General features: G+C 57.0%; 26 protein-coding genes. 25 read left to right on the top strand and 1 reads right to left on the bottom strand.

Features of this window, described 5'->3' with window-relative positions; genetic code table 11:
* Nucleotides 1-30 precede the first annotated feature (30 nt).
* The 22 genes from ndhC to ABL922_RS00460 are packed head-to-tail and all read left to right on the top strand — an operon-like array spanning nt 31 to nt 18,929.
* A complete protein-coding gene (gene ndhC / locus ABL922_RS00355) occupies nt 31-405 on the top strand; it encodes an NADH-quinone oxidoreductase subunit A (protein ID WP_349022215.1) in 375 nt (124 codons plus the stop codon).
* Nucleotides 396-932, top strand: a complete 537-nt coding sequence (locus tag ABL922_RS00360) for an NADH-quinone oxidoreductase subunit B family protein (protein ID WP_324336807.1) — start codon at nt 396-398, stop codon at nt 930-932. The genes ndhC and ABL922_RS00360 overlap by 10 nt, the downstream gene beginning before the upstream one ends.
* Nucleotides 929-1,546: an NADH-quinone oxidoreductase subunit C gene (locus ABL922_RS00365; RefSeq protein ID WP_349022216.1), complete on the top strand. Its 618-nt coding sequence runs from the start codon at nt 929-931 to the stop codon at nt 1,544-1,546. The genes ABL922_RS00360 and ABL922_RS00365 overlap by 4 nt, the downstream gene beginning before the upstream one ends.
* On the top strand, nt 1,543-2,754 hold the full coding sequence (locus ABL922_RS00370; protein ID WP_349022217.1) for an NADH-quinone oxidoreductase subunit D: 1,212 nt from the start codon (nt 1,543-1,545) through the stop codon (nt 2,752-2,754). Before ABL922_RS00365 ends, ABL922_RS00370 begins: the two co-directional genes overlap by 4 nt.
* The gene (locus tag ABL922_RS00375) at nt 2,751-2,978 is read left to right on the top strand and encodes a hypothetical protein (protein WP_349022218.1); all 228 of its coding nucleotides are present in this window, start codon (nt 2,751-2,753) and stop codon (nt 2,976-2,978) included. Before ABL922_RS00370 ends, ABL922_RS00375 begins: the two co-directional genes overlap by 4 nt.
* Complete coding sequence (locus ABL922_RS00380; RefSeq protein ID WP_349022219.1) at nt 2,971-3,315, top strand: nuclear transport factor 2 family protein; 345 nt, start codon at nt 2,971-2,973, stop codon at nt 3,313-3,315. Before ABL922_RS00375 ends, ABL922_RS00380 begins: the two co-directional genes overlap by 8 nt.
* Nucleotides 3,315-3,980, top strand: coding sequence for an NAD(P)H-dependent oxidoreductase subunit E (locus ABL922_RS00385; protein ID WP_349022220.1), 666 nt, complete (start codon nt 3,315-3,317; stop codon nt 3,978-3,980). The genes ABL922_RS00380 and ABL922_RS00385 overlap by 1 nt, the downstream gene beginning before the upstream one ends.
* On the top strand, nt 3,980-4,150 hold the full coding sequence (locus ABL922_RS00390; protein ID WP_349022221.1) for a hypothetical protein: 171 nt from the start codon (nt 3,980-3,982) through the stop codon (nt 4,148-4,150). The genes ABL922_RS00385 and ABL922_RS00390 overlap by 1 nt, the downstream gene beginning before the upstream one ends.
* Complete coding sequence (gene nuoF / locus ABL922_RS00395) at nt 4,147-5,439, top strand: NADH-quinone oxidoreductase subunit NuoF (protein ID WP_349022222.1); 1,293 nt, start codon at nt 4,147-4,149, stop codon at nt 5,437-5,439. The genes ABL922_RS00390 and nuoF overlap by 4 nt, the downstream gene beginning before the upstream one ends.
* Nucleotides 5,436-5,984: a hypothetical protein gene (locus ABL922_RS00400; RefSeq protein WP_349022223.1), complete on the top strand. Its 549-nt coding sequence runs from the start codon at nt 5,436-5,438 to the stop codon at nt 5,982-5,984. Before nuoF ends, ABL922_RS00400 begins: the two co-directional genes overlap by 4 nt.
* Complete coding sequence (nuoG, locus tag ABL922_RS00405) at nt 5,977-7,977, top strand: NADH-quinone oxidoreductase subunit NuoG (protein ID WP_349022224.1); 2,001 nt, start codon at nt 5,977-5,979, stop codon at nt 7,975-7,977. The genes ABL922_RS00400 and nuoG overlap by 8 nt, the downstream gene beginning before the upstream one ends.
* Nucleotides 7,974-9,020, top strand: a complete 1,047-nt coding sequence (gene nuoH, locus ABL922_RS00410; RefSeq protein WP_349022225.1) for an NADH-quinone oxidoreductase subunit NuoH — start codon at nt 7,974-7,976, stop codon at nt 9,018-9,020. The genes nuoG and nuoH overlap by 4 nt, the downstream gene beginning before the upstream one ends.
* Nucleotides 9,017-9,505, top strand: coding sequence for an NADH-quinone oxidoreductase subunit NuoI (gene nuoI, locus ABL922_RS00415; RefSeq protein WP_349022226.1), 489 nt, complete (start codon nt 9,017-9,019; stop codon nt 9,503-9,505). The genes nuoH and nuoI overlap by 4 nt, the downstream gene beginning before the upstream one ends.
* Nucleotides 9,506-9,517: 12 nt before the next feature.
* Entirely contained in the window at nt 9,518-10,132 is a 615-nt protein-coding gene (locus ABL922_RS00420; RefSeq protein WP_349022227.1) for an NADH-quinone oxidoreductase subunit J, read from the top strand.
* A complete protein-coding gene (gene nuoK / locus ABL922_RS00425; protein WP_115548499.1) occupies nt 10,129-10,434 on the top strand; it encodes an NADH-quinone oxidoreductase subunit NuoK in 306 nt (101 codons plus the stop codon). Before ABL922_RS00420 ends, nuoK begins: the two co-directional genes overlap by 4 nt.
* A gap of 9 nt (nt 10,435-10,443) precedes the next feature.
* Nucleotides 10,444-12,486, top strand: a complete 2,043-nt coding sequence (gene nuoL / locus ABL922_RS00430) for an NADH-quinone oxidoreductase subunit L (protein WP_349022228.1) — start codon at nt 10,444-10,446, stop codon at nt 12,484-12,486.
* Nucleotides 12,483-14,051, top strand: coding sequence for an NADH-quinone oxidoreductase subunit M (locus ABL922_RS00435; protein ID WP_349022229.1), 1,569 nt, complete (start codon nt 12,483-12,485; stop codon nt 14,049-14,051). The genes nuoL and ABL922_RS00435 overlap by 4 nt, the downstream gene beginning before the upstream one ends.
* Nucleotides 14,051-15,493 (top strand): NADH-quinone oxidoreductase subunit NuoN, encoded by a 1,443-nt coding sequence (nuoN, locus tag ABL922_RS00440; RefSeq protein WP_349022230.1) that lies wholly within the window; start codon nt 14,051-14,053, stop codon nt 15,491-15,493. The genes ABL922_RS00435 and nuoN overlap by 1 nt, the downstream gene beginning before the upstream one ends.
* 5 nt (nt 15,494-15,498) lie before the next feature.
* The gene (locus ABL922_RS00445) at nt 15,499-16,206 is read left to right on the top strand and encodes a biotin--[acetyl-CoA-carboxylase] ligase (RefSeq protein WP_349022290.1); all 708 of its coding nucleotides are present in this window, start codon (nt 15,499-15,501) and stop codon (nt 16,204-16,206) included.
* 13 nt (nt 16,207-16,219) lie between these two features.
* Nucleotides 16,220-17,008: a type III pantothenate kinase gene (locus ABL922_RS00450; RefSeq protein WP_349022231.1), complete on the top strand. Its 789-nt coding sequence runs from the start codon at nt 16,220-16,222 to the stop codon at nt 17,006-17,008.
* Nucleotides 17,005-18,648, top strand: coding sequence for a ribonuclease J (locus tag ABL922_RS00455; protein ID WP_349022232.1), 1,644 nt, complete (start codon nt 17,005-17,007; stop codon nt 18,646-18,648). Before ABL922_RS00450 ends, ABL922_RS00455 begins: the two co-directional genes overlap by 4 nt.
* Entirely contained in the window at nt 18,645-18,929 is a 285-nt protein-coding gene (locus ABL922_RS00460; protein ID WP_349022233.1) for a DUF1467 family protein, read from the top strand. Before ABL922_RS00455 ends, ABL922_RS00460 begins: the two co-directional genes overlap by 4 nt.
* On the opposite strand, the gene ABL922_RS00465 is transcribed toward ABL922_RS00460, so the two are convergent.
* Entirely contained in the window at nt 18,926-21,220 is a 2,295-nt protein-coding gene (locus ABL922_RS00465) for a hypothetical protein (protein WP_349022234.1), read from the bottom strand. The genes ABL922_RS00460 and ABL922_RS00465 overlap by 4 nt on opposite strands.
* 70 nt (nt 21,221-21,290) lie before the next feature.
* Here ABL922_RS00465 and ABL922_RS00470 point away from each other — a divergent pair, with 70 nt between their 5' ends.
* The 3 genes from ABL922_RS00470 (at nt 21,291) to ABL922_RS00480 (ending at nt 23,895) form a co-directional block, all read left to right on the top strand.
* Nucleotides 21,291-21,596 carry an Hpt domain-containing protein gene (locus tag ABL922_RS00470; RefSeq protein WP_349022291.1) on the top strand — a complete coding sequence of 102 codons (306 nt, stop codon included), beginning with the start codon at nt 21,291-21,293 and terminating at the stop codon, nt 21,594-21,596.
* Nucleotides 21,597-21,675: 79 nt separating this feature from the next.
* Nucleotides 21,676-22,884 carry a hypothetical protein gene (locus tag ABL922_RS00475; protein WP_349022235.1) on the top strand — a complete coding sequence of 403 codons (1,209 nt, stop codon included), beginning with the start codon at nt 21,676-21,678 and terminating at the stop codon, nt 22,882-22,884.
* A 114-nt stretch (nt 22,885-22,998) separates the two neighbouring features.
* Nucleotides 22,999-23,895, top strand: a complete 897-nt coding sequence (locus tag ABL922_RS00480) for a hypothetical protein (protein ID WP_349022236.1) — start codon at nt 22,999-23,001, stop codon at nt 23,893-23,895.
* Nucleotides 23,896-23,991 lie beyond the last annotated feature (96 nt).

A 23,991-nucleotide genomic window follows, 5' to 3' on the forward strand; every position in this document is an offset into this window, starting at 1 on the left:
GCGCCAATTCAGGCCTGAAGCGAGTCCGTTTTGACCGATCTGTCGCAATATCTGCCGATACTCCTTTTCCTGGTCGTCGCACTGGGATTATCGAGCCTTTTCGTGTTTCTGCCAATGGCGGTTTCGCGCCTCACCGGTGCGCATCAGCCGACCGAGGCGAAGCTCGCCGAATATGAATGCGGTTTCCCCGCATTTGAGGATTCGCGCAGCCAGTTCGACGTCCGCTTCTACCTCGTCGCGATCCTGTTCATCATCTTCGACCTTGAAGCCGCTTTCCTCTTCCCCTGGGCCGTCAGCCTTGGCGATACCGGTTGGGTGGGCTGGGGCACGATGATGTTGTTCCTGTTCGAACTGGTAATCGGCTTCATCTATGCCTGGAAAGTGGGAGCGCTCGAATGGGAGTGATCGAAACAGCACCGGCAGGCGGCGTTCCTGCCGATACGGATTTTGTCAAAGACTTGTCTGAAGAGGTCAATGACAAGGGCTTTGTCGTCACCTCAACCGAGGATCTGTTCACCTGGGCGCGCACCGGCTCGCTGTGGCCGATGACCTTTGGTCTCGCTTGCTGCGCGGTCGAGATGATCCACGGCTATATGCCGCGTTATGACTTTGAGCGCTTCGGTATCGCCCCGCGCGCAAGCCCGCGTCAGTCGGATGTGATGATCGTCGCAGGCACGCTGTGCAACAAAATGGCCCCGGCGCTGCGCAAGGTTTACGATCAGATGTCGGAACCGAAATATGTGATTTCGATGGGCAGCTGCGCCAATGGTGGGGGCTATTATCATTACAGCTATAGCGTTGTGCGCGGTTGTGATCGCATCGTTCCGGTCGATATCTATGTCCCCGGTTGCCCGCCGACGGCCGAAGCGCTGCTCTATGGCATCATGCAGCTGCAACGCAAGATTCGGCGCGAAGGGACGATTGAACGATGAGCAGTCCCGCTCCCCTTATCGCCACGCCTAAAGGCACGGTCGCCGCGCTCAAAAAAGCGCTGGGCAAGGACCTGCTCTCGATCGAAGAGGCGCATGGTGAAATCGCCTGTCATGTCAAAACCGACAAGCTGGTTGGCGTGATGATGCAGTTGCGCGATACCTGCGATTATCAGCAGTTGATGGAAATCGCCGGCGTCGACTGGCCAGACCGCGACCCGCGCTTCGAAGTCGTTTACTGCCTGCTCAGCCTGACCAAGAACCATCGCATCCGCGTGCATGTGACAACCAACGAAGATGTAGCGGTTCCGTCGGTAACCGAAATCTGGCCGGTGGCGGGTTGGCTCGAACGCGAAGTGTTCGACATGTATGGCGTCACCTTTGCGGGCAATGACGATTTGCGCCGCATCCTGACTGACTATGGATTTGTCGGCCATCCGCAGCGCAAGGATTTCCCGCTGACCGGCTATGTAGAGCTGCGCTATTCGGAAGAAGAAAAGCGCGTGAAATATGAGGCTGTCGAACTGGCCCAAGATTTTCGCAGCTTTGACTTCATGTCGCCCTGGGAAGGCGCAGACTATGTGCTGCCCGGTGACGAGAAGGGAGCCGGCAAATGAGCCTCCAGAAAGATCTCGCGCCGACCACCGGCGATGAAGTCATCCAGAATTATACGATCAATTTCGGCCCGCAGCACCCCGCAGCGCACGGCGTGCTCCGCCTTGTCATGGAGCTGGACGGCGAAATCATCGAACGGCTCGACCCACATATCGGCCTGCTTCATCGCGGCACCGAAAAGCTGATCGAACATAAAACCTATTTGCAGGCCTTGCCCTATTTCGACCGGCTCGATTATGCCTCGCCATTGGCGATGGAGCATAGCTATGTGCTCGCCATCGAAAAGCTGCTCAACCTCGAAGTGCCGCTGCGCGCACAATATCTGCGCGTGCTGTTTGCCGAATTGACCCGCATATCGAACCATCTGCTCAATCTGGCGCACCATGCGCTGGACGTGGGCGCGATGACGCCGGGCCTGTGGCTCTATGAAGCGCGCGAAGATTGCATGACCTTTTTCGAACGCGCGTCGGGCGCGCGTATGCACACCGCATGGTTCCGCCCCGGCGGCGTGCATCAGGATGTGCCGCTAAAGCTGCTGACCGATATTGGCGACTGGCTCGATGATCGTTTGCCGCGCCTGTTCGAAGACGGAATGGCGCTGGTAGTCGACAACCGCATCTTCAAGCAGCGCAACGTAGATATCGCGATTGTCAGCAAGGAAGACGCGATCAAATGGGGCTTTTCGGGCCCGATGATCCGTGGCGCAGGCATCCCTTGGGATATCCGCAAGTCGCAGCCTTATGATGTCTATGCCAAGATGGAGTTCGACATCCCTGTCGGCACGCGCGGCGATTGCTATGATCGCTTCATGGTCCGTGTAGAGGAAGTGCGCCAGTCGATCCGCATCATGAAGCAATGTCTGGCCCAAATGCCCGAGGGCCCGGTGTGCAGCGACGACCGCAAAATCGTTCCGCCCAAGCGCGCCGAGATGAAGGCCTCGATGGAAGCGCTCATCCACCACTTCAAGCTCTACACCGAAGGCTTCCATGTACCCGAGGGCGCGGTCTATGTCGCGACCGAAAGCCCTAAGGGCGAATTTGGGGTTTATCTGGTGTCGGACGGCAGCAACAAACCCTATCGCTGCAAAATCCGCCCGACTGCGTTCTCGCATTTGCAGGCGATGGATTTTATGAGCCGGGGGCATATGCTGGCAGACACCACCGCGATTATCGGCGCGCTCGACATCGTGTTTGGGGAGTGTGACCGGTGAAGCGCCTTTCCAAATTTATTGCATGGCTTTCGGCGCGTTTGGGGTTCCTGGTTGTTGCGCTGGCATCGGCAAAAATTTTACAGTTCGCATTGATCAATATTTTCGACGACGAAAGGCTTTTCGATTTGCTGTCACTGTTGGCGTTAGCGATCGTAGGCAGCGCGGTCTTCTTTTTGGCACTTCGGTTGCCCCGTTTGGGTTGGATGATCGGTCGAAATGGCTGAAAAATTTACCCGCCTCGCCATCGCCGAGCAGATGATCGCGCATTACAACGCGCAGGATGCCGACGCCTATGTCGCGCTGATGTCCGATGATGCCTGTGAAGCGGGCTATCGCGGTGCCGTGTTGCGTGAGGGCAAGGAAGGCACGCGTTCCGGCTTGAAAGCGATGTTCGCCGAATATCCGGAAAACCGTGCCGAAATCCTCAAAGGCTATGAGCTGGGCGAATTTGTGGCGCTGCACGAGCGTGTGTTCCGCTCCGCCACCGCCGAGCCGTTCGAAGTTATGTCGATCTACAGTTTTGAAGGCGACAAGGTGTCGCGCGTGGAGTTTGTCCGATAATGGCCGACGCTGCCCACATTCCCGACGAAGCCGAAACCCGCGCCAAGTGGGGCGGCTTTGCCTTTACCAAGGCGACCAAAAAGACCGCCGACATGTATGTCGCGCGTTACCCCGCTGGTCGTCAGCAATCGGCGGTGATGGCGCTGCTTGATCTGGCGCAACGGCAGGTGGGTGAGGAAACAAAGACGCAGGGCTGGCTGCCCGTGCCGGTGATCGAATATGTCGCCGCCTATCTCGGCATGCCCTATATGCGCGCCTATGAGGTTGCGACCTTCTACACCATGTACAACCTCGCGCCCGTGGGCCGTTTCCATGTGCAGGTGTGCGGCACCACGCCGTGTATGTTGCGTGGGTCGGACGATGTCATGGCCGCCTGCAAAAATCGCGGACTGGTGAAGGGTGCGACCACGCCCGATGGGCTGTTCACGCTGACCGAAGTCGAATGCCTGGGCGCTTGCGCCAACGCGCCGATGGTACAGATCAACGACGATAATTTCGAAGACCTGACCTATGACAGCATGAGTGCGCTTCTGGAGGCGCTGGCCAATGACAAGCCAGTGAAGATCGGGCCGCAGATTGATCGGCAGACAAGCTGCCCCGAAGGTGGGCCGACGACGTTGAAGGAAATGGTCAAGGCCAATCATGACTATCGGGGGGATTGGTGATGGAGCAAGCCAAGACCAAAGGCCTTCCGCTGATAGGGATCATTTTCCTGCTCCTGGGGGTCTTCAAATTCATCAACGGCGATGACTGGATTGTCTGGATTATTCTCGGCGTGCTGTTTGGCGGCCTTGGCGTGTTCAGCCGGAAGCAGAAGGGTTCAGACGAGCAATGAGCCTTCAAGACAAAGATCGCATCTTCACCAACGTCCATGGCTTTCAGCCTTGGAACCTGAAGGCTGCGCAAAAGCGTGGCGATTGGGACAAGACCGCGAACCTGCTCAAGATCGGGCAGGACGAGATTATCGAGCGCATCAAGGCCTCCGGCCTGCGTGGGCGCGGCGGGGCGGGCTTCCCCACGGGGATGAAGTGGAGCTTCATGCCAAAGGCACCGACGCCCGAACGACCCAATTTCCTCGTCATCAATGCCGATGAATCCGAGCCCGGTTCGTGCAAGGACCGCGAAATTATCCGCCATGATCCGCACAAGCTGATCGAAGGCGCACTGGTCGCGGGTTTCGCGATGCGCGCGCGGGCCGCTTACATCTACATCCGCGGTGAGTTCATCTACGAAGCCAAGGTGCTCGAGGCTGCGGTGGCTGAGGCCTATGCCGCTGGCTTGATTGGCAAGAATGCCTGCAAATCGGGCTATGATTTCGACGTCTTCGTCCATCGCGGCGCAGGTGCGTACATCTGCGGCGAAGAAACCGCGATGATCGAAAGCCTTGAGGGCAAGAAGGGTCAGCCGCGCCTGAAACCGCCTTTTCCGGCGGGTGCAGGCCTTTATGGCTGCCCGACCACGGTCAACAATGTGGAATCGATCTCGGTCACGCCGACGATCTTGCGCCGTGGCCCCGAATGGTTTGCTTCGTTCGGCAATCCGAACAATCTGGGCACCAAGTTGTTCCAGATTTCGGGCCATGTGAACACGCCCTGCGTGGTTGAGGAAGCGATGAGCATTCCCTTCCGTGAACTGATTGAAAAACATGCCGGCGGCATCCGTGGCGGGTGGGACAATCTGCTCGCGGTGATCCCCGGCGGTTCGTCGGTGCCCTTGGTGCCTGCCGCGCAGATCATGGACGCGCCGATGGATTTTGACGGGCTGAAGGCGCTCGGCTCCGGCCTTGGCACGGCGGCTGTTATCGTGATGGATAAATCCACCGACATCGTCCGCGCCATTTCGCGGTTGAGCTATTTCTACAAGCATGAGTCCTGCGGCCAGTGCACGCCGTGCCGCGAAGGCACAGGCTGGATGTGGCGCGTGATGGAACGGCTGCGCGAAGGCAATGCCGATGTGTCGGAAATCGACACATTGTTCCAGGTGACCAAGCAGGTCGAAGGCCACACCATCTGCGCGCTGGGCGATGCGGCGGCTTGGCCGATCCAGGGGCTTATCCGCCATTTCCGTCCGGAAATTGAGCGCAGGATCGCCGAGCATGGCGGGATGCTGGAGGCGGCGGAATGAAAAAGATCATTCTCGCTCTCGTTATTCTGTTTGTTTCAGCACCAGCATTTGCAGGAAAGAAGGACGATGCATGGGCGCAATGTCTGTGGAAGAATGTGCCAACTACAACTGCAAACTGGCTTGTCACAAAACCCCCAGTTGAAAAGGCACGATTTGACGCGCCTGAAAGCACTGAAGAGATGCTAGTATATCGTCTTCGCGCGGCTTGTGAGCGTGAGCTTACCCCTGCCGGGAAAAAATGGCCGCCGTCTCTAAACACCAAAAAGGTGAAAATTGCTTTAGAGGCATCGAAGCCAGCCGACATATTGCCGGACACCGTTGAGCCGAAAGCTTTTCGCTGTGATTATTATTTCGAAAACGATCACGAAATGAAAACGCGTGCTCGTTTCGAATGGGGCTATGAGGAAAGCGTTGGCAGGCAAATCTGGACTACGACTGATTATGGGTTCGCGGGAGCAAACGGCGGCGCAGTATATTTGACTAAAGGTGCCGGTATAAAAAAATGCTTCATTGTGCAGTCCGACGGGAGTCTGGCCGATGCCTAAAGTCACCGTAGACGGCCTCGAAATTGAAGTCCCGGCAGGCGCGACTGTCTTGCAGGCGTGCGAGCTCGCGGGGAAGGAAATTCCGCGTTTTTGCTATCATGAGCGGCTGTCCATTGCGGGCAATTGCCGCATGTGTCTGGTCGAGGTTGCCCCCGGGCCGCCTAAGCCGCAGGCGAGCTGTGCTCTGCCCGCGACCGAGGGGCAGATCATCAAGACCGACAGCGCGATGGTCAAAAAGGCGCGCGAAGGGGTGATGGAGTTTCTGCTCATCAACCACCCGCTCGATTGCCCGATTTGCGACCAGGGTGGCGAATGCGATTTGCAGGACCAGTCGGTCGCCTATGGTCGCGGTGCATCGCGCTATGACGAGAATAAGCGTGCGGTGACCGAGAAATATATGGGCCCCATCGTCAAGACAGTGATGACCCGCTGCATCCAGTGCACCCGCTGCGTCCGTTTTGCCGAGGAAGTGGCCGGTATCGAGGAAATCGGCGCTATCGGGCGTGGTGAAAATATGCAGATCACCAGCTATCTCGAACGCGCGGTGACAAGCGAGCTTTCGGGCAATGTAGTCGACCTGTGCCCGGTCGGTGCGCTGACGAGCAAACCCTATGCCTTCAACGCGCGCCCGTGGGAGCTGAAAAAGACCCCCTCGATTGACGTGATGGACGCTGTTGGCACCAATATCCGCCTCGACAGCCGGGGCAGGGCCGTGCTGCGTGCGGTTCCGCGCATCAATGAAGATGTCAACGAAGAATGGGCGCACGACAAGACCCGCCATGCCGTGGACGGCTTGACCCATCGCCGCCTCGACAAGCCCTATGTTCGTAAGGACGGGAAGCTGGTTGCGGCAAGCTGGCAGGAAGCCTTTGAGGCGATCAAGGCCAATTGGTCTGGCGACGCAGCCGTGATCGCAGGCGATATGGTCGATTGCGAAACGATGTTCGCGGCGCGCGAACTGGCGGGTGGCGCGATGCTCGAAGGCCGCCAGACCGGCCTTGCCTATGACACTTCGTCGCTGTCTGCGGTCAATTTCAACACCACCATCGCGGGCATCGAAAATGCCGATGTGATCCTGCTGGTGGGTAGTGACCTGCGCCGCGAAGCCCCGCTGGTGAATACCCGCATCCAGAAAGCTGTTCGTAAGAAGGGCGCGAAGGTTTTTGCCATCGGCCCCGAAACCGACCTGACCTATAAGGTCGAATGGCTGGGTGACGATCTGGGCGCGCTAAGCAAGGCGCCCAAGGCACTGGCCGATGCGCTGAAGACCGCTGAACGCCCTGCGATTATCGTCGGTGGCGGTGCGCTGCGTTATGAAGGCGTGCACGGCGCGGCGCTGGCTTTTGCCAAAAAGTACAAGCTGTTCAAAGATGGCTGGAATGGCTTCAACGTCCTCCATTTCGCGGCTGCGCGCATGGGTGGTTTGATGCTCGGCTATGCCTTTGATGGCGGTATTAAGACGCTGGCAGCGAAAAAGCCGAAGCTGGCCTTCTTCCTCGGCGCGGACGAGGTCGACTACAGCCTCTTTGCTAAGACCTTCAAAGTCTATGTCGGCCATCATGGTGACAATGGCGCGGCTAACGCCGATGTCGTGCTGCCTGGTGCCGCTTATTCGGAAAAATCGGGCACCTGGGTGAACCTCGAAGGCCGCGTCCAGCGCGGCGAACGTGCGGTCTTCCCGCCGGGTGACGCGCGTGAGGATTGGGCCATATTCCGCGCACTTTCGGATGTGCTGGGCAAGCGTTTGCCGTTTGATAGCCTCGATGAGCTGCGCGCTGCGATGGCGAATGCCGTGCCTGCGCTCGGGCAGGAAGGGCTCGCCAACTATGGCTGGGTGGAACCGAAGCTGGACGCCAAGGTTTCGGGCAAAATCGCCGACTATCCGATCAAGGATTTTTACCTCACCAATAGCATTTGCCGCGCATCGCCGACGATGCAGCGTTGCTCGGCTGAACTGGTGCACGGGCAGCAATGGCTGGAGGCTGCGGAATGACCGCCTTTTTCCAAACCCTCGGCATGTCCTATGAATGGGCATGGTTCACTGCCACGCTTGCAGGCATCCTGATGATCTCGCTGCTGCTGATGCTCACCGTTGCGATGATCATCTATGCCGAACGCAAGCTATGGGCGGCCTTTGCGTTGCGCCGTGGCCCGAATGTGGTCGGCCCGTGGGGTGTGCTGCAAAGCTTTGCCGACGGTCTGAAGGTTTTTCTGCAGGAAACCATCGTCCCCAGCGCCTCTAACCGCGGCCTGTTCCTGATTGCGCCAATCATCACCTTCACCGTCGCGCTGATGGCCTGGGCGGTGATCCCGTTCAATTCGGGTGCGGTGCTGGCCAATATCAATGTCGGCCTGCTGTACATCCTCGCAATCAGTTCGCTGGGGGTTTACGGCATTATCATCGCGGGCTGGGCGTCAAACTCCAAATATCCCTTCTTCTCCGCAATCCGTGCGGCGTCGCAGATGATCAGTTATGAAGTCTCGATCGGCTTCATCCTGATCTGCGTGGTGCTGTGGGCCAAGACCTTTAACATGCTCGGCATTGTCGAGGCGCAGAAGGGGCATGTGCTGGGCTTTGTGAACGCCTTTGGCCTCAACCCGCTGCTGTTCCCGATTGCGATCATGTTCCTGATCAGCGCGATGGCCGAAACCGCGCGCGCGCCCTTTGACCTGACCGAGGCGGAAAGCGAACTCGTCGCCGGTTACCAGACCGAATATAGCTCGATGAGCTTCGCGCTCTATTGGCTCGGCGAATATGCCAACGTGCTGCTGATGTGCACGCTGAACGCGGTGCTGTTCTGGGGCGGATATTTACCGCCGGTCGATTGGGCGCCGCTTTATTATGTGCCGGGCATCATCTGGCTGTTTGCCAAGATCTGGATCTTCTTCTTCATCTTCGCCTGGGTGAAAGCCACCGTGCCGCGCTACCGCTATGACCAGCTGATGCGCTTGGGCTGGAAAGTGTTCCTGCCGATTTCATTGCTGTGGGTCTGCATTGTCTCCGGCTATCTCATGTACACAGGGCATTTCGCATGACCACCATCGCCCACCTCATCAAAAGTTTCACGCTGTGGGAATTCGTCAAGGCGCATTGGCTGACCTTGCAATATTTCTTCAAGCCCAAGGCGACAGTGAATTATCCGTTCGAGAAAAACCCGCTTTCCCCGCGTTTCCGCGGGGAGCATGCGCTGCGCCGCTATCCCAATGGCGAGGAACGCTGCATTGCGTGCAAACTGTGTGAGGCAGTGTGTCCGGCGCAGGCGATCACCATCGAGGCCGAGCCGCGCGAAGATGGTTCCAGGCGAACCACGCGCTACGACATCGACATGACCAAGTGCATCTATTGCGGTTTCTGTCAGGAAGCATGCCCCGTCGATGCCATCGTCGAAGGCCCCAATTTCGAATATGCCACCGAAACCCGTGAAGAGCTGCTGTATGACAAGGCTAAGCTTCTCTCCAATGGCGATAAATGGGAGCGCGCTATTGCCGCAAACCTTGCCGCCGATGCGCCATATCGATAGGGGGCGCGCAGCATGATCCAGGTCATTTCCTTCTATATCTTCGCAGCCATCTTGCTGGCTTCGGCAGCGATGGTGATTTTTGCCCGCAACCCGGTGCACAGCGTGCTGTGGCTGATCGTGGCCTTCTTCAACGCCGCCGGGCTGATGGTGCTGGTAGGGGCTGAATTCATCGCGATGCTGCTCGTCATCGTCTATGTTGGCGCGGTCGCGGTGCTGTTCCTGTTCGTCGTGATGATGCTCGACATCGATTTCGCCGAACTGCGCGCCGGTTTCATGAGCAACCTGCCGCTCGGCCTATTGCTCGCCATCGTGCTTGTGGTTGAATTGATCCTTGGCATCGGCGCTTTCCGGGCTGGGGCGGTCGAACTGGGCAATGCGGTCGCAGCGGCCACGCCTATTGACAAGCCCAATATTGAGGCGATGGGTGCGCTGCTCTACACCAAATATGTCTTCCTGTTTGAAACTGCCGGTCTGATCTTGCTTGTGGCAATGATCGGCGCGATCGTGCTGACCCACCGCCAGCGCAAGGGCATCTTTGTGCAGGACATCTCTCGCCAGAACCAGCGCCGCCCGCAAGATGCGGTGCGTAATGTGAACCAGCCCGTCGGGCAGGGGGTAGAGCTGTGATTGGTATCGAACATTATCTGGTCGTCAGCAGCATCCTCTTCGTAATGGGCGTGCTCGGCATCTTCCTCAACCGGAAGAATGTCATCATCATTCTGATGGCGATCGAGCTCATCCTGTTGAGCGTGAACATCAACCTTGTCGCTTTCAGCGCCTTTTTGGGCGATCTGGTGGGGCAGGTATTTGCGATGTTCGTTTTGACCGTTGCGGCGGGTGAAGCCGCCATCGGGCTTGCCATTCTCGTCATTTACTTCCGTGGTCGCGGCACGATCGCCGTTGACGATGTCAACCGGATGAAGGGGTAAGCCGGTCTTATGTCGTCCATTATAATCATCGTATTCGCGCCATTGCTCGCGGCCATAGTCGCCGGGCTGGGGCAGAATTTCATCGGCAAGACGGCGGCCAAGGTCATCACCACCGGCGGGCTATTCCTGGCCTGCGCGCTCAGCTGGCCGATCTTCCTCGGCTTCATGACCGGCAACGAAAAAGCCTATGTCGAGCCCGTGATGCAATGGGTGCAGTCTGGCGCGCTGAAGTTCGACTGGGAATTTCGCGTCGATGCGCTGACCGCCGTGATGCTGGTGGTGATCACCACCGTATCTGCGCTCGTTCACCTCTATAGCTGGAGCTATATGGAGGAAGACCCGGATCAGCCGCGCTTCTTCGCCTATCTCTCGCTCTTCACCTTCGCGATGCTGATGCTGGTGACGGCAAACAACCTCGTCCAGATGTTCTTTGGCTGGGAAGGCGTGGGCCTCGCATCCTATCTGCTGATCGGTTTCTGGTATAGGAAACCCAGTGCAAACGCTGCCGCGATCAAAGCCTTTGTCGTCAACCGTGTCGGTGACCTTGGCTTCATGCTCGGCATTTTCGGCGTATTCTGGCTGTTCGGCACAGTGTCGATACCCGATATCCTTGCCGCTGCGCCCGACAAGGCCGGGTCGAGCATTGGCTTCCTTGGCTTCCGCGTCGATACAATGAGCCTGCTCTGCGTGCTGCTGTTTATCGGTGCGATGGGCAAGTCGGCACAGCTTGGCCTGCACACCTGGCTGCCCGACGCAATGGAGGGGCCGACCCCGGTTTCTGCATTGATCCACGCGGCAACGATGGTGACCGCAGGCGTATTCATGGTCTGCCGTCTGTCGCCGCTGTTCGAAACCAGCCAGTTTGCGCTGAATGTCGTGACCATCGTAGGCGCAACCACCGCACTTTTCGCGGCTACCGTCGGTTTGGTCCAAACCGATATCAAGCGCGTGATCGCTTATTCGACCTGCTCACAGCTGGGCTATATGTTCTTCGCCGCAGGCGTGGGTGCCTATAGCGCGGCGATGTTCCACCTGTTCACGCACGCCTTCTTCAAGGCATTGCTGTTCCTCGGTGCAGGCAGCGTTATCCACGCGATGCATCACGAACAGGACATGCGTTACTATGGCGGATTACGGAAGCACATCCCGCTGACCTTCTGGGCGATGACCGCGGGCACGCTGGCCATCACCGGTGTCGGCATTGTCGGCATTGGCGGTTTTGCGGGATTCCATTCGAAGGACGCGATTATCGAAGCAGCCTATGCCTCGACCGCGCCTTGGGGTGGTTATGCCTTCTTCATCGGTGTCTTTGCAGCATTGCTGACCAGCTTCTATAGCTGGCGCTTGGTCTTCCTGACCTTCTTCGGAAAGCCGCGCTGGGCACAGTCGGAGCATATCCAGCATGCGGTGCATGACGATCATCATGGCCATGACGACCATGCGCATGACCATCATGGCGTGCATGACGATGGCACCGCCGGTTATCACCCGCACGAAAGCCCTTGGCCGATGCTGGTACCTTTGGGCGTACTGACGCTGGGTGCGATTGCTGCCGGTTATCTGTTCAAATATGATTTCATCTATGCCGAAGAAGGCGGAACGGCTTTCTGGGCCGCATCGACGCTCTATTTCAATGAGCATCTGATCCACGCGATGCACAATGTGCCGATGTGGGTGAAGCTTGCCTCGACGGTTGCGATGCTGACCGGCCTGTTAACCGCGTGGATGATGTATATCCGCAAACCGGGTTCGGCGCATGCGCTGGCCGGGCATTTCGAGCCGCTGTACAAATTCTTTCTCAACAAATGGTATTTTGACGAGCTCTACAACCTGATCTTCGTCAAGCCTGCCTTCTGGTTCGGACGCCTGTTCTGGACGGGGGGCGACATCGGTATCATCGATCGCTTCGGCCCGAACGGGTCTGCCGCCGCCGTGGGTCTGGGTAGCCGTATCGCCGTCCGCATGCAGTCGGGCTATCTCTACACATATGCGTTGGTGATGCTGCTTGGTCTCGTCGCCGCGATCAGCTGGTTTATGGTGCAAGCGCGATGAACGCCGCCGAACTCCCCATCCTTTCGATCATGCTCGCTGTGCCGATGATCGGCGCGCTGGCGTGCCTGTTTGTCCGTGCCGAAATGGCGCGCATCATTGCCCTGACGGCAACTTTGTTCAACCTGCTGTTAGGCGTCTGGCTGTGGGCCAGTTACGATCCGGCGGGTGCGCAGTGGCAGTTTGTCGAAAGCGCTCAGCTATTCGGTCCGATAGGCTGGAAACTGGGTATAGACGGTATCTCGCTGCTGCTCATCATGCTTTCGGTCTTCCTGATGCCGATCTGCATCGGCGCAAGCTGGCGGGCGGTGACCGAGCGGGTTGGCCTGTACATGGCAAGCTTCCTGCTGATGGAGACGCTGATGATCGGCGTATTCGCGGCGCAGGATTTGATGCTGTTCTACATCATGTTCGAAGCCGGCTTGATCCCGATGTATCTGATTATCGGCATCTGGGGCGGCAAGGACCGTATCTATGCGTCTTACAAATTCTTCCTCTACACGCTGCTCGGCTCGGTGTTCATGCTGCTGGCGATGCTGTGGATGATCCAGCAGGCGGGCACGGCGGATATCCCGACGCTGCTCAACCATGATTTCCCGCCTGAGGCGCAGACTATCCTCTGGCTTGCCTTCTTCGCGTCCTTCGCGGTGAAGATGCCGATGTGGCCGGTGCATACTTGGTTACCCGACGCGCACGTGCAGGCACCAACCGCAGGTTCGGTGATCCTTGCCGGCGTGCTGTTGAAAATGGGCGGCTATGGCTTCCTGCGCTTCTCGCTGCCGATGTTTCCCGAAGCATCCGCGCAGTTCATCTGGCTGATCTTTGGCCTGTCGATGGTCGCAGTAGTGTACACCAGCCTCGTTGCGCTGGTGCAGGACGATATGAAGAAGCTGATCGCTTATTCGTCGGTCGCGCATATGGCGATTGTGACGGTGGGCCTGTTCACATTCAACCAGCAGGGTATCGAAGGCGCTATCATCGTGATGCTCAGCCACGGGCTTGTCTCGGGCGCGCTCTTCCTGTGTGTTGGCGTTATCTATGATCGGCTGCATACGCGCGAGATCAGCCGTTATGGCGGCCTCAGCATCAACATGCCCAAATATGCGCTGTTCTTCATGCTGTTCACGATGGCGAGCGTTGGTTTGCCCGGAACCAGCGGCTTCGTAGGTGAATTCCTGTCGTTGGCAGGCGCCTACAAGGTTTCGACCTGGGCGACGCTGATTGCCACGACAGGTATCATCCTTGGGGCTGGTTATATGCTCTACCTCTATCGCCGCGTCGCCTTTGGTGAGCAGGTGAATGCCGATGCAGCCGCGATGCCCGATCTCGACAATCGCGAATTGTGGCTTTTGGCTCCGATTGCTGCGGCTGTGCTGTGGATGGGCGTGTACCCTGAAAGCTTCCTTGCACCGATCCGCCGCGACGTCGCAACGATCGTCGAGCGCATCGAGCGTGCCGCCCCTGCAGGCGACAGCAAGCTCAAAGAACATGACAAGACGACCGCCAAATATCGCGTACAGGCGCATGGCGGCGAATACGAGAAAAAGGCCGAGGGGGCCGCACACTAATGGACCTTTCAACCTCGCTCTATTTGGTCCGTCCGGAGCTGATCCTCAGTTTCTCGAGCCTTGCCCTTCTGCTGATTGCCGCGTGGCGACAGGAAGCCGGTCGTCTGGTCAGCGTCTTGTCTGTGGCCGCCCTTGTTGGCGCGGGTGCTTATGCTGTGCACTTTCTGTGTACCGGAACCGATGCTACAGCGTTTGAGGGCCTTTACCGCGCCGATGCCTTTGGCAGCTTCGCCAAGATTCTCATCTACTTCGCCGCGGCCATTTCGCTGATGATTGCGCCTAAGGCGCTCGAAAAAATGGGCGCGATGCGCGCCGAATATCCGGTGCTCGTCATCCTTGCCGCTGTCGGCATGGGCGTGATGGTGTCGGCAACCGACTTGCTCACGCTCTATATCGGCCTCGAGCTCAACAGTCTTGCTGCCTATGTCCTTGCCAGTTTCGCGCGCAATGATGGGCGATCGGCAGAGGCTGGCCTCAAATATTTCGTCCTCGGCGCGCTCGCTAGCGGCATATTGCTGTTCGGCATGTCGCTGCTGTATGGCTTCACCGGTTCGACCAGCTTTGAAACCATCGGCAGCGCGATGACCGGTGAGATCAGCATGGGCCTGATCTTTGGTTTGGTCTTCGTGCTTTCAGGTCTTGCTTTCAAGATAAGCGCCGCGCCGTTCCACATGTGGACGCCGGACGTGTATGAAGGTGCGCCAACCCCGGTCACCGCCTTCTTTGCAAGCGCGCCCAAGGTTGCGGCAAGCGTGCTCCTGATCCGCATCGTGGTTGAGGCATTCGGCAACCAGGTTCAGGCATGGCAACAGATCGTGATGGTGGTCGCCTTGATGTCGATCATCATCGGTGCGGTCGGCGCAATCGGACAGCAAAACCTGAAACGCCTGCTGGCCTATAGCTCGATCAACAATGTCGGTTTTCTGCTGATCGGTCTGGCCGCCGCGACAAAATGGGGTGTCGTGGCGATGTTGATCTACCTCGTTATCTATGTCGCAATGACGCTCGGCGGATTCATCTGTCTGATGCAATTGAAAGGCGGCGATGGAGAGTTGAAGGAAGGCATGGCAGACATCGCCGGGCTTTCCAAAACCCGACCTATTTTGGCGGCAACCATGGCTGTTTTCATGTTCAGCCTTGCTGGTATCCCGCCGCTTTTCGGTTTTTATGGCAAGCTGGTCGTTTTTAATGCTGCGATTGCTGCTGGCCTTTTCCCGTTGGCGATAATTGGCATCGCAGCTTCGGTGGTCGGCGCGTTCTATTACCTCAAGGTCATCAAGACGATGTATTTTGATGAGCCGGTCGGAACAATCGTTGAAAGCGACGACAAGGGGCTGAAATGGATCGGTGGCGGCCTGGCATTGGCGGTATCACCGCTGGGCTATCTCGCCATTCCGCCGCTCACTGCTATCGCCGTGCAGGCTGCCGGAGCCTTGTTCTGAGCATACTGTTCGAGCAGGTAGCACTTACCGGTTCCACCAACGCAGATCTGCTTGCGCGCGCCGTTATAGGTGCGCCAGAGGGGCTCTGGCTGCGCGCCGATCAACAGGGTGGTGGCCGGGGACGCATGGGGCGTGACTGGGTTAGCCCCGCAGGCAATCTTTATGCTAGCACGATAGCGCTGCTGTCGCCCGGTGATCCGTCGCCTTCGACATTGGCCTTTGTCGCGGGGCTTGCAGCCCATGACACAATCAAGTTGATCGCGCCGGATGTTGCAGTCCAGTTGAAATGGCCCAATGATGTAATGTCGGCCAAAGGCGAAAAACTTTGTGGTATCCTGCTTGAACGGTCTGGCGACGCAATTGTCGCCGGGTTTGGCATCAATCTGATCTGGCACCCTGCGGATATCGGACGACCTGTCAGCGATCTCCGTGCATTGGGTGCTAACCCGCCCGCGCCGCAAGCGGTTTGCGAGGTTCTGGCAGACCAGTTCGCGTCATGGTTGCGGAAATGGCGGCAACAGCCTTTGGGCAACCTGCTGCGTGCATGGGAAGCAGCGGCGCATCCCATAGGCACGGCCCTGCGCGTCAATCTGCCCGACGGCGAGCAGGTGGATGGCTTGTTTGCGGGGTTGGGTGACGATGGTGCGCTCAGCCTGCGCTTGGCGGACGGTGCAATTCGTGCCATTCACGCCGCCGATATATTCCTGATTTGATAAGGACAGGGTCATGCTTCTCGCGGTCGACAACGGCAATACCAACGTGAAATTCGCATTGGTCGATGACGCAGGCGAAATCGTGCAGCGTTGGCGGATAGCCACCGATGCGCGGCGCACGGCCGATGAATATGCCGTTTGGCTTGATCAGTTGCTGCAGATGGAGGGGCATAAGCGCAGTGACATCGACGCGGTCATCATCGCAACCGTTGTCCCACGTGCGTTGCACAACCTACAGGTACTGAGCCAAAAATATTTCGGCATTGAAGCCCTTGTCGCCGGGCGTGAACCGGTCAGCTGGGGCATTGCGCTGAAAGTCGATGAGCCGCGCGCGCTGGGTGCGGACCGCGCCGTTAATGCCATTGCCGCACAGGCACTAGAACCCAGAGTCGACAAGATTGTCATCAGCTTTGGCACGGCAACGACTTTCGATCATATAGGTACCGACGGCTCTTATCTGGGCGGCAGCATCGCCCCGGGTATAAATCTGTCACTCGATGCGCTTTATAATGCCGCCGCGATGCTGCCGCGCATCGCCATCGAACCGCCGCCGTCGCAGAGTGTCATCGGTCGCGATACGGTGGGCCAAATGCAGATTGGCATCTATTTCGGCTATGTCGGGCTAATCGAAGGCCTGCTCGGGCGAATGAAGTCGGAGATTGGCCGTCCCGTCAAAGTTATCGCAACCGGCGGGCTGGCAGCACTTTTCCAGCAGCACAGCCATCTTTTCGACAGGGTTGAACCCGATTTGACACTGCGCGGGCTTGCCAAGCTCTATGCAAACCGCGAAGGCGGGGCATGACAACTCCAAAAAATGAACTTCTGTTCCTCGCGCTTGGCGGGTCGGACGAGATCGGCATGAATGCCAACCTCTATGGCTGCCAGGGCAAATGGATCATGGTCGATCTGGGCGTAACCTTCGGCCATGAAGACTATCCAGGCATCGACCTGATCATGCCCGATCTTGAATTTATCGAAGACCGCAAGGCCGATCTGCTCGGTATCATCCTCACCCACGGGCATGAAGATCATATCGGTGCCGTGCCGTTCTTCGCAGCTGACTTGGGCGTGCCGCTCTATGCGACGCCCTTTACCGCTGCGCTGATCAAGGGCAAACTCGATGAGCAGGGCATCGCCAACGAAGTCGACCTGAACATTGTGCCGATGGAAGGGCAGATCAATCTTGGCCCGTTCGATATCCGTTTCGTTCCACTCGCGCACTCCATCCTTGAAATGAGCGCGCTGGTTATCGATACGCCCTATGGCAAGGTCTTCCACACCGGCGATTGGAAACTGGACGAAACCCCCGTGATCGGTACGCCTGCTAGTGCTGAACAACTGACGGCGATTGGCGACGAGGGCATCCTTGCGATGGTCTGCGATTCGACCAATGTCTTTAACGACAAGGCCAGCGGTAGCGAGGCTAGTGTCCATTCTGATCTGCTCAAACATGTGACCGAGGCGCGGGGAAGGGTGGTTGTGACCACCTTTGCTTCTAACTCGGCGCGTTTGCAGACGCTTGCCGATGTTGCGCGCGAAGCCGGACGAAAGCTATGCTTTGCGGGTAGGTCGCTGCACAAGATTGTCGAGGCTTCGCAAGCAACGGGTTACCTCAAAAACCTGCCCCAAATGGTCGATATGGAGGCTGTCGATGCCTTCCCGCGCAATCAGGTGATGGTGGTCGCGACCGGTGGGCAAGGGGAGGCGCGCGCTGCTTTGGCCCGTATCGCAGAGGGCAACCATCCTGTGAAGCTGGAGGAGGGTGACACTGTCATCTTCTCGTCGAAACAGATTCCCGGCAATGAAATGGCGATCGGCCATGTGATGAACCAGCTAGCGCGGCGGAACATCATCATGGTCACCGAAAAGCAGGCGCATGTGCATGTTTCCGGCCATCCGGGTCGCAGCGAACTTGCCAAGCTCTATGAATGGGTGAAGCCTGAAATACTGGTGCCCGTGCATGGCGAGCGTCGTCACATGGCCGAACAGGCTCGCTTTGCGCAGGAACAGGGCGTTCGCAAGACCATTGTCCAGTCAAACGGCGATGTTATCCGCCTCGCGCCCAAGGGCCCTCAGCAGGTCGGCAATGAACGCACTGGACGGCTTGTGCTGGATGGCGACACGATTATCGCATCTGACGGCGATACGATTACGCAACGTCGCCGCCTGTCCTGGTATGGCATCATCAACGTTGCCGTGGCGCTGGATGGCGACAATAACCTGCTGGGCGATCCGGTGATACGATTGCATGGCATTCCGATCGAAGCCGAGATTGAAGACTTCCTAGATGAAGCCAATGCCGCCGCAGAAAAAGCCGTACGTGACTGGCGCGGCGATCTCAGCGACCTACGGGAGAATCTACGTCTTGCCGTTCGCCGGGTAGCCACTAGCTGGACGGGTAAGAAACCTATTGTCGATGTGCTGATCGTGGAAACTGCATGAACTGGACGTCCATTATTGCGATTTACGCTCTTTTCTGGGTGTTGAGCGCGTTCGTTATCTTGCCAATCGGCATTCGCAGTCAGGAAGAACTCGGAATTGAAAAGATTCTCGGACAGGCAGATGGTGTACCCGGAAATTTCAGGCCGGGCCTGATCCTGTTGCGGACGACATTACTGTCGGCTGCTGCGTTTGGTCTATTCTACGCTAATTACAGCTATGGCTGGGTCGACCGGCATAGCTTTGATTTCCTGATTGCTGGTCCAGAAGCGTCCAGCGATTAGTTGCGCAACCGCTCGATCGCCTGGGCGAGCGCGACATAGAGTTTACCTACATCCGAAGACAACAGGGTAACGCCGATGGCGTTGCCATCGCGGGTACTCAGCAAGACGCGCATCATTGATTCAAAATCGTGGATATAGCGGTTCACATGCTCGCGGAATTCGGCGTCCTCATCATAATGCGCGGCAATAATCTTTGCCTCGCCACTGTCGAGGAGTCGCACCGCACGGCGCGTAAACACTCCGCGATCACCCTTCAGATAGGCGGCCCATGCGGTATCGGTCACTTCGTTAGACAGGATTTTGGCTACATCGATCGCGGCGGAGTTCAGGGATTCGGTCAGCAGTGCCATGCGACGGGCAAAACCCTCATCGTCTAGTCCGGCAAAGGAGGTATGCGCTTCGTTGACACGCTGTTCGAGATTGGCTGCCATTTCGTCCACCAGTTTGAGCTGTGAACCGATCCGTTCTTCAACGTCCGCTGCTAGTGTCAGGTTGCGGTCAAACGCATCGCGCATGGCCGAATCAAGAGCTTTCACCTGCTCGTCCACCGCAGATTCGATGGCAACACGATTGCGCTCGTTCATCTTGTCTGCGACGGTTGCCATTTCTTCATCAACAATCTTGCGGCTTGCTTCGGCCGCCTGTTTGGTCGTCTCACGCACACGCAGCAATGATGCTACAAGCTGTTCATTGGCTATGCCCGAAAGTTCTTCAAGCGCAGTGCGTGTATGCACAATCGCTGCCGACAAAATGTCCACCTGTTCATGCTGTGCAGTCAGATATTCTGCAGAGCTTTCGTTCAGGTTGGCGAGGGCATTTCGTTGGGCCGACACCAACTGTTCGAGCGATGACGCCGATTGGATCAAAGCGTTGGTCCCGCTGTCCGCCTCTGTCAAACCGCTATTGATTGACGAAAATGCGGCCTGAACTTCTGCAAACATTGCGTTGACCCGATCAAGCTGGGAAACAAGCCGCTCGGCGGTTTCGTCTGCAATGCCCTCCATGCTTGCCCGCATTTGCCCAGCTTGTTGAATCAAGGACTCGGTTTGCTCCTGAGTGTGAGCCAGTCTTCCGTCGAGCTCTTCGCCACGCTCATTGAGCGCCGATACACTAAACGCCAGCTTGGCGATGCTATCGCTCGCATCATCGCCGAATTTGGACAATTCGCTTCTGCATTCGACGATTGATTCCTTAACTCGAGCAAGCAACGCTTTGCTGGTTGAATCCTGCGCGTCGCTGACGGCCTCGAGATGCGCAATCGCTTCGCCCAAGCTGCCCAGATTGCCCTCTAGCCGCTGGTGGCTTGTGGCCATCCTGTCATCAAGCTGGTTTGCGGTATCAATCAAACGCTGCTCGGCCTCGGTGACGCCGGTTGCAAGCGCCGCGAGCATGGTTTTGGCCTGATCTTCGGACTGTTGCACGGTCTGAGAAAGATGGCTGCTTGTAGCCGAGAGTTTCTCGCCAAGAGACGCGGTGCTCTTGCTGATCTGTGTGTCGAGAGACTGAAGCGTATCATTCGCGCGCGCGGCGTCTTCGTCCATCGCCTTCAGAACGCCTATGATCGCCTGAATCTGGCTATGCGCAGTATTTCCCGCGATACCAATTTGATTTGTCGCATCCTTTGCCGCGCTGGTCACGACAGGCAAATGATTGCGAAGTTGCTCAAGATTGGTCACCGCCGCGTTGCTGGCAACCTGCAGCATTTTTGCCCGCTCATCAGAATCTGTCAATGCGGTGCTCAATTGCGTCGCAGCTTCGGTTAGCCGTTGAGACGAAAGCCTGCCGATAGATTCAAGCTCTTTTGCATTTTCGGCAAGGAATGATCGCGCTAATGCAATCTCACCATTCACATTGCGCATCCGTTCTTGCAGCGCATCACTCTCAACCCGCAACAGCGCGGCTACATCACCGAAACGTTTGGCCTCAGTCGAACTCATGCGCAACGAGAGAAGCCACAATAGGGCAATTACGGCGATCGGAGCCGACCATTGCACAATCAGCCCGCTTATCCTGTCCGGCGCGGGAAGAGACCATATTTCTGGCAAGTGCGCCCAAATGAAGAACCCCGTCCAGCCAATTGCCGCTGCCGACAGTGTAAGCATCAGCAGAATTTTGCCCCAAGGTCGCACCGGCTCAACGGCATCGAGCCATTCGCTTTCCATATATTCTTCTGATGACGGTGTTTCCGAAAGTTCGTTCTGAACTTCCATCTGCTCGTCAGCAATAATTTCGGAAGGGCCTGTTTCGCTCTGCGAGCGGCCGATTTCGACTATCTTGGATTGTGCCGTCATGGGACACATTTACCACAATTTAGGACTGTTGAAACGCAAAGTTAACCTGCCTGTGGATAAATATAGCATTATGGCAATGGACTATGGCGCATTTGACACATCTTTGAGTGCCGCGGCGGGCGATGATGCTGCGTTGGTGGCGGAATTGCGCCATGCATTCATCGACAGCGCAAAGCGGCAGATTGATTTGCTTGGCCGATCGCGTTGTGATGCGAATTGGCAATATTGCTGTTTTCGTCTGAAGGGCCTGGCCGCAAGCTTTGGTGCCACAGAGATGATGTCGTTGGCCGATGAAGCTAATGCCGGTGCCCCAGGTGATCCGGTCGTTGTACGCAAGCTGGTGAAGTTCCTCAGTCAGATCGAGCAGGGCGCCTAAATCTCCGTTCAGAACTTGCTGACGTTTCCGTCGGTCAGAATCTGCTTGGCAATTTGTCTGCGAACGGCATAGCGGTGCGATGCCCGATCCATTGCAGAATATTCCCCATATTCAATGTGCGTTGATCTGCGTTGAAGCACCGCTCGATGATGCAGGCATGCCGACAGCCTTGCCAAGAATATTTGGAAAACCCGCCATTTTTCATCAGGCAAAGCAACTGCAGCGGTTTGGCGTAAGTGACATCATCATATCCGTCGACGCTGTTCCTGCTGAATTGCCGCATCTGATCGAGCAATTGCGTGTGGACGGCAACAATGTGCGTCTGATGCGGTCAAACGGCAGCGCCGCAGATGCTGTTGGCTTCCAGCATCCGTTCCTGTTGATTTCTCCGGACATATGGGTTGACGATGTATCGCTGCAGGATGCTTTGCGCTGGAAATCGAACAGCGTTGGCATAGTTGAAGAAGAACCGGCCAATAATCGGTTCGAACGCATTGATCTGAACCGGCGCTGGTCAGGGATCGCCGCTTTGGAGGCCAATTTCCTCCAATATTCGACGTCTATGCCAGAGGGCTGGAATCTGGCGTCCTTTCTGCTGCGCCATGCTTTGCAACTGGGGGCCAAGGAAATCACGATCAGCCAGCAACGGATAACAGATGGTTCGCTGCTCAAAATTTCAAATGAATCGGAATATGAAAAAGTTGCTGCGACCATTTTGTCGGCAGGCCATGAGCTTGGAGTGCTTGAATCTGCGATTGGAGCTTTGGGCCACCGGTTGATTTCGCCCGTATCGAAGACCCCTTGGCTGCCTGCCTTGGTTAACTATGCTCCGATTGCACTATCGCTGTCCTCTGCAGGTTTGGCTTATGCGAACTTTCCGGGGTGGGCACTGGCATTGTTGATTTCGGCACTATGCCTCGACGTCTTTAGGCAGCAAATTCGATCGACAGAATATTTCAGTAAATCAAAAGATTATTTGCGAATAGCTGGCCAAGTCATTGCGCTCGCAACAGTTGCGACTACGTTGTGGCGTGGCGGGCAAACGCTTTCCGATGCGATATTTCTGACGGCTATCGGATCCGGGTTGATCTTGATGTCTCATATGGCGCCGACTTCCAGGTTGGTTCGGTTGGTATCACCTTTGACCGTCGCCATCTTGCTCATTGCGGGTTTCGCCTTTGGCGCTCTGGCGCTGGCATCCAAGGTCAGCATAGCGGCCATTCTTGCGCTGAATATCTGGAGTCTTTGGCAGCAACAGCGAACTGCCGGACAGTTAAATTCAAATTAACCCCGAAAACCCTATATCAAAGGCGTAGTTCCAGTAACATCGGATAGGAATCTGGGAGACGCTGAAAGCCCCGAGCTGCTAAACGCAGCAACCGCCTCTGCGATAGATGCGCAGATGTTGTGCGATGATCTCGCGCAGCTGCTGTTTCCGCGCGTCCAGCACACGCCCAGTGAGGCGATGCAGGCGTCGGTCAGGTTGGTTCTGCAAATGCTTGTACGCGGTATCGAATCCGGACTCGGCGTTGAACAGAACGATGCGGTCCCGCGCAGTTGGGATATTTTGTGCCGTTCCGGTTTGCTGCGCGAACCTGCGCTGCTGGAATTTGCTTTGGCACGCATTGCGGAAGAACATATTTCGCGCCGGGTGAATGAAGGCCGGCCCGACATATTCCGGCAAATCGCGGTGGAGATGCTTGACAGCAAGGATTCCTCCCTCGCTCAATCGGCCCGAAATTTGTTGGTTGCAGAAAATAGTTTGGAACTGCATACGCCCGAACGTCTGATCGACCAGATGCCTGCCGAGCTATTACACCTGCTGTTGTGGCGGGTAGTGGCAGTGTTTCAATCCGCTTCTGCCGGAGATTCTCGGGCCTATGTTGATGCCGGCAATATACTCCTTTCAAGGCATGATGAATCCCGGACTCTGAATGCAGCTGCCGCAAAACTCGTCTATTTCTTACCCGATGATAAGCGCGCCAAATTGGCCGATCCGGTCCTTGCCGGTCTCTCATTATATGCAAGCGGTTTGGCACAGGAATTCCGGATTAGCCATGATAGGATATTGCGCTTTATCGACGAAGATTCAGTCGCGCCCTTCCTGGTCCTATTGCGGGCGAGAGATTGCGATGCGGCAACGGCAATGTCGATTGTGCAGTACCTGCGCGGCCTGCGCGCCGACGATTATCGACTGCCCGAGTTGCTGGAACAGTTTGCGGTACTCAAAACAGAAGAAGCGAGGTCGGCGATTCTGCGTTGGCGGCTTGGTGCAGAAACTAATGCGAGGCATGGGTGATGCAAATTCTACCAGCGCGCCTTGCACTTCCGATAAAATGTGTTGTCGATCAGGATGGTCGGCTGATTGCTGCAGACGCAGCGATACGCAGGCTGC

This window comes from Sphingorhabdus sp. (assembly GCF_040079335.1).
Taxonomy (GTDB): Bacteria; Pseudomonadota; Alphaproteobacteria; order Sphingomonadales; family Sphingomonadaceae; genus Sphingorhabdus_B.

Bases quoted from the DNA above. Each gene is read 5' to 3' on its own strand.
- ABL922_RS00360 (WP_324336807.1), top strand. From the start codon at position 396: ATGGGAGTGATCGAAACAGCACCGGCAGGCGGCGTTCCTGCCGATACG.
- ABL922_RS00365 (WP_349022216.1), top strand. From the start codon at position 929: ATGAGCAGTCCCGCTCCCCTTATCGCCACGCCTAAAGGCACGGTCGCC.
- ABL922_RS00370 (WP_349022217.1), top strand. From the start codon at position 1,543: ATGAGCCTCCAGAAAGATCTCGCGCCGACCACCGGCGATGAAGTCATC.
- ABL922_RS00380 (WP_349022219.1), top strand. From the start codon at position 2,971: ATGGCTGAAAAATTTACCCGCCTCGCCATCGCCGAGCAGATGATCGCG.
- ABL922_RS00385 (WP_349022220.1), top strand. From the start codon at position 3,315: ATGGCCGACGCTGCCCACATTCCCGACGAAGCCGAAACCCGCGCCAAG.
- ABL922_RS00390 (WP_349022221.1), top strand. From the start codon at position 3,980: ATGGAGCAAGCCAAGACCAAAGGCCTTCCGCTGATAGGGATCATTTTC.
- nuoF (WP_349022222.1), top strand. From the start codon at position 4,147: ATGAGCCTTCAAGACAAAGATCGCATCTTCACCAACGTCCATGGCTTT.
- ABL922_RS00400 (WP_349022223.1), top strand. From the start codon at position 5,436: ATGAAAAAGATCATTCTCGCTCTCGTTATTCTGTTTGTTTCAGCACCA.
- nuoG (WP_349022224.1), top strand. From the start codon at position 5,977: ATGCCTAAAGTCACCGTAGACGGCCTCGAAATTGAAGTCCCGGCAGGC.
- nuoH (WP_349022225.1), top strand. From the start codon at position 7,974: ATGACCGCCTTTTTCCAAACCCTCGGCATGTCCTATGAATGGGCATGG.
- nuoI (WP_349022226.1), top strand. From the start codon at position 9,017: ATGACCACCATCGCCCACCTCATCAAAAGTTTCACGCTGTGGGAATTC.
- ABL922_RS00420 (WP_349022227.1), top strand. From the start codon at position 9,518: ATGATCCAGGTCATTTCCTTCTATATCTTCGCAGCCATCTTGCTGGCT.
- nuoL (WP_349022228.1), top strand. From the start codon at position 10,444: ATGTCGTCCATTATAATCATCGTATTCGCGCCATTGCTCGCGGCCATA.
- ABL922_RS00435 (WP_349022229.1), top strand. From the start codon at position 12,483: ATGAACGCCGCCGAACTCCCCATCCTTTCGATCATGCTCGCTGTGCCG.
- nuoN (WP_349022230.1), top strand. From the start codon at position 14,051: ATGGACCTTTCAACCTCGCTCTATTTGGTCCGTCCGGAGCTGATCCTC.
- ABL922_RS00450 (WP_349022231.1), top strand. From the start codon at position 16,220: ATGCTTCTCGCGGTCGACAACGGCAATACCAACGTGAAATTCGCATTG.
- ABL922_RS00455 (WP_349022232.1), top strand. From the start codon at position 17,005: ATGACAACTCCAAAAAATGAACTTCTGTTCCTCGCGCTTGGCGGGTCG.
- ABL922_RS00460 (WP_349022233.1), top strand. From the start codon at position 18,645: ATGAACTGGACGTCCATTATTGCGATTTACGCTCTTTTCTGGGTGTTG.
- ABL922_RS00465 (WP_349022234.1), bottom strand. From the start codon at position 21,220: ATGACGGCACAATCCAAGATAGTCGAAATCGGCCGCTCGCAGAGCGAA.
- ABL922_RS00470 (WP_349022291.1), top strand. From the start codon at position 21,291: ATGGCAATGGACTATGGCGCATTTGACACATCTTTGAGTGCCGCGGCG.
- ABL922_RS00475 (WP_349022235.1), top strand. From the start codon at position 21,676: ATGCCCGATCCATTGCAGAATATTCCCCATATTCAATGTGCGTTGATC.
- ABL922_RS00480 (WP_349022236.1), top strand. From the start codon at position 22,999: ATGTTGTGCGATGATCTCGCGCAGCTGCTGTTTCCGCGCGTCCAGCAC.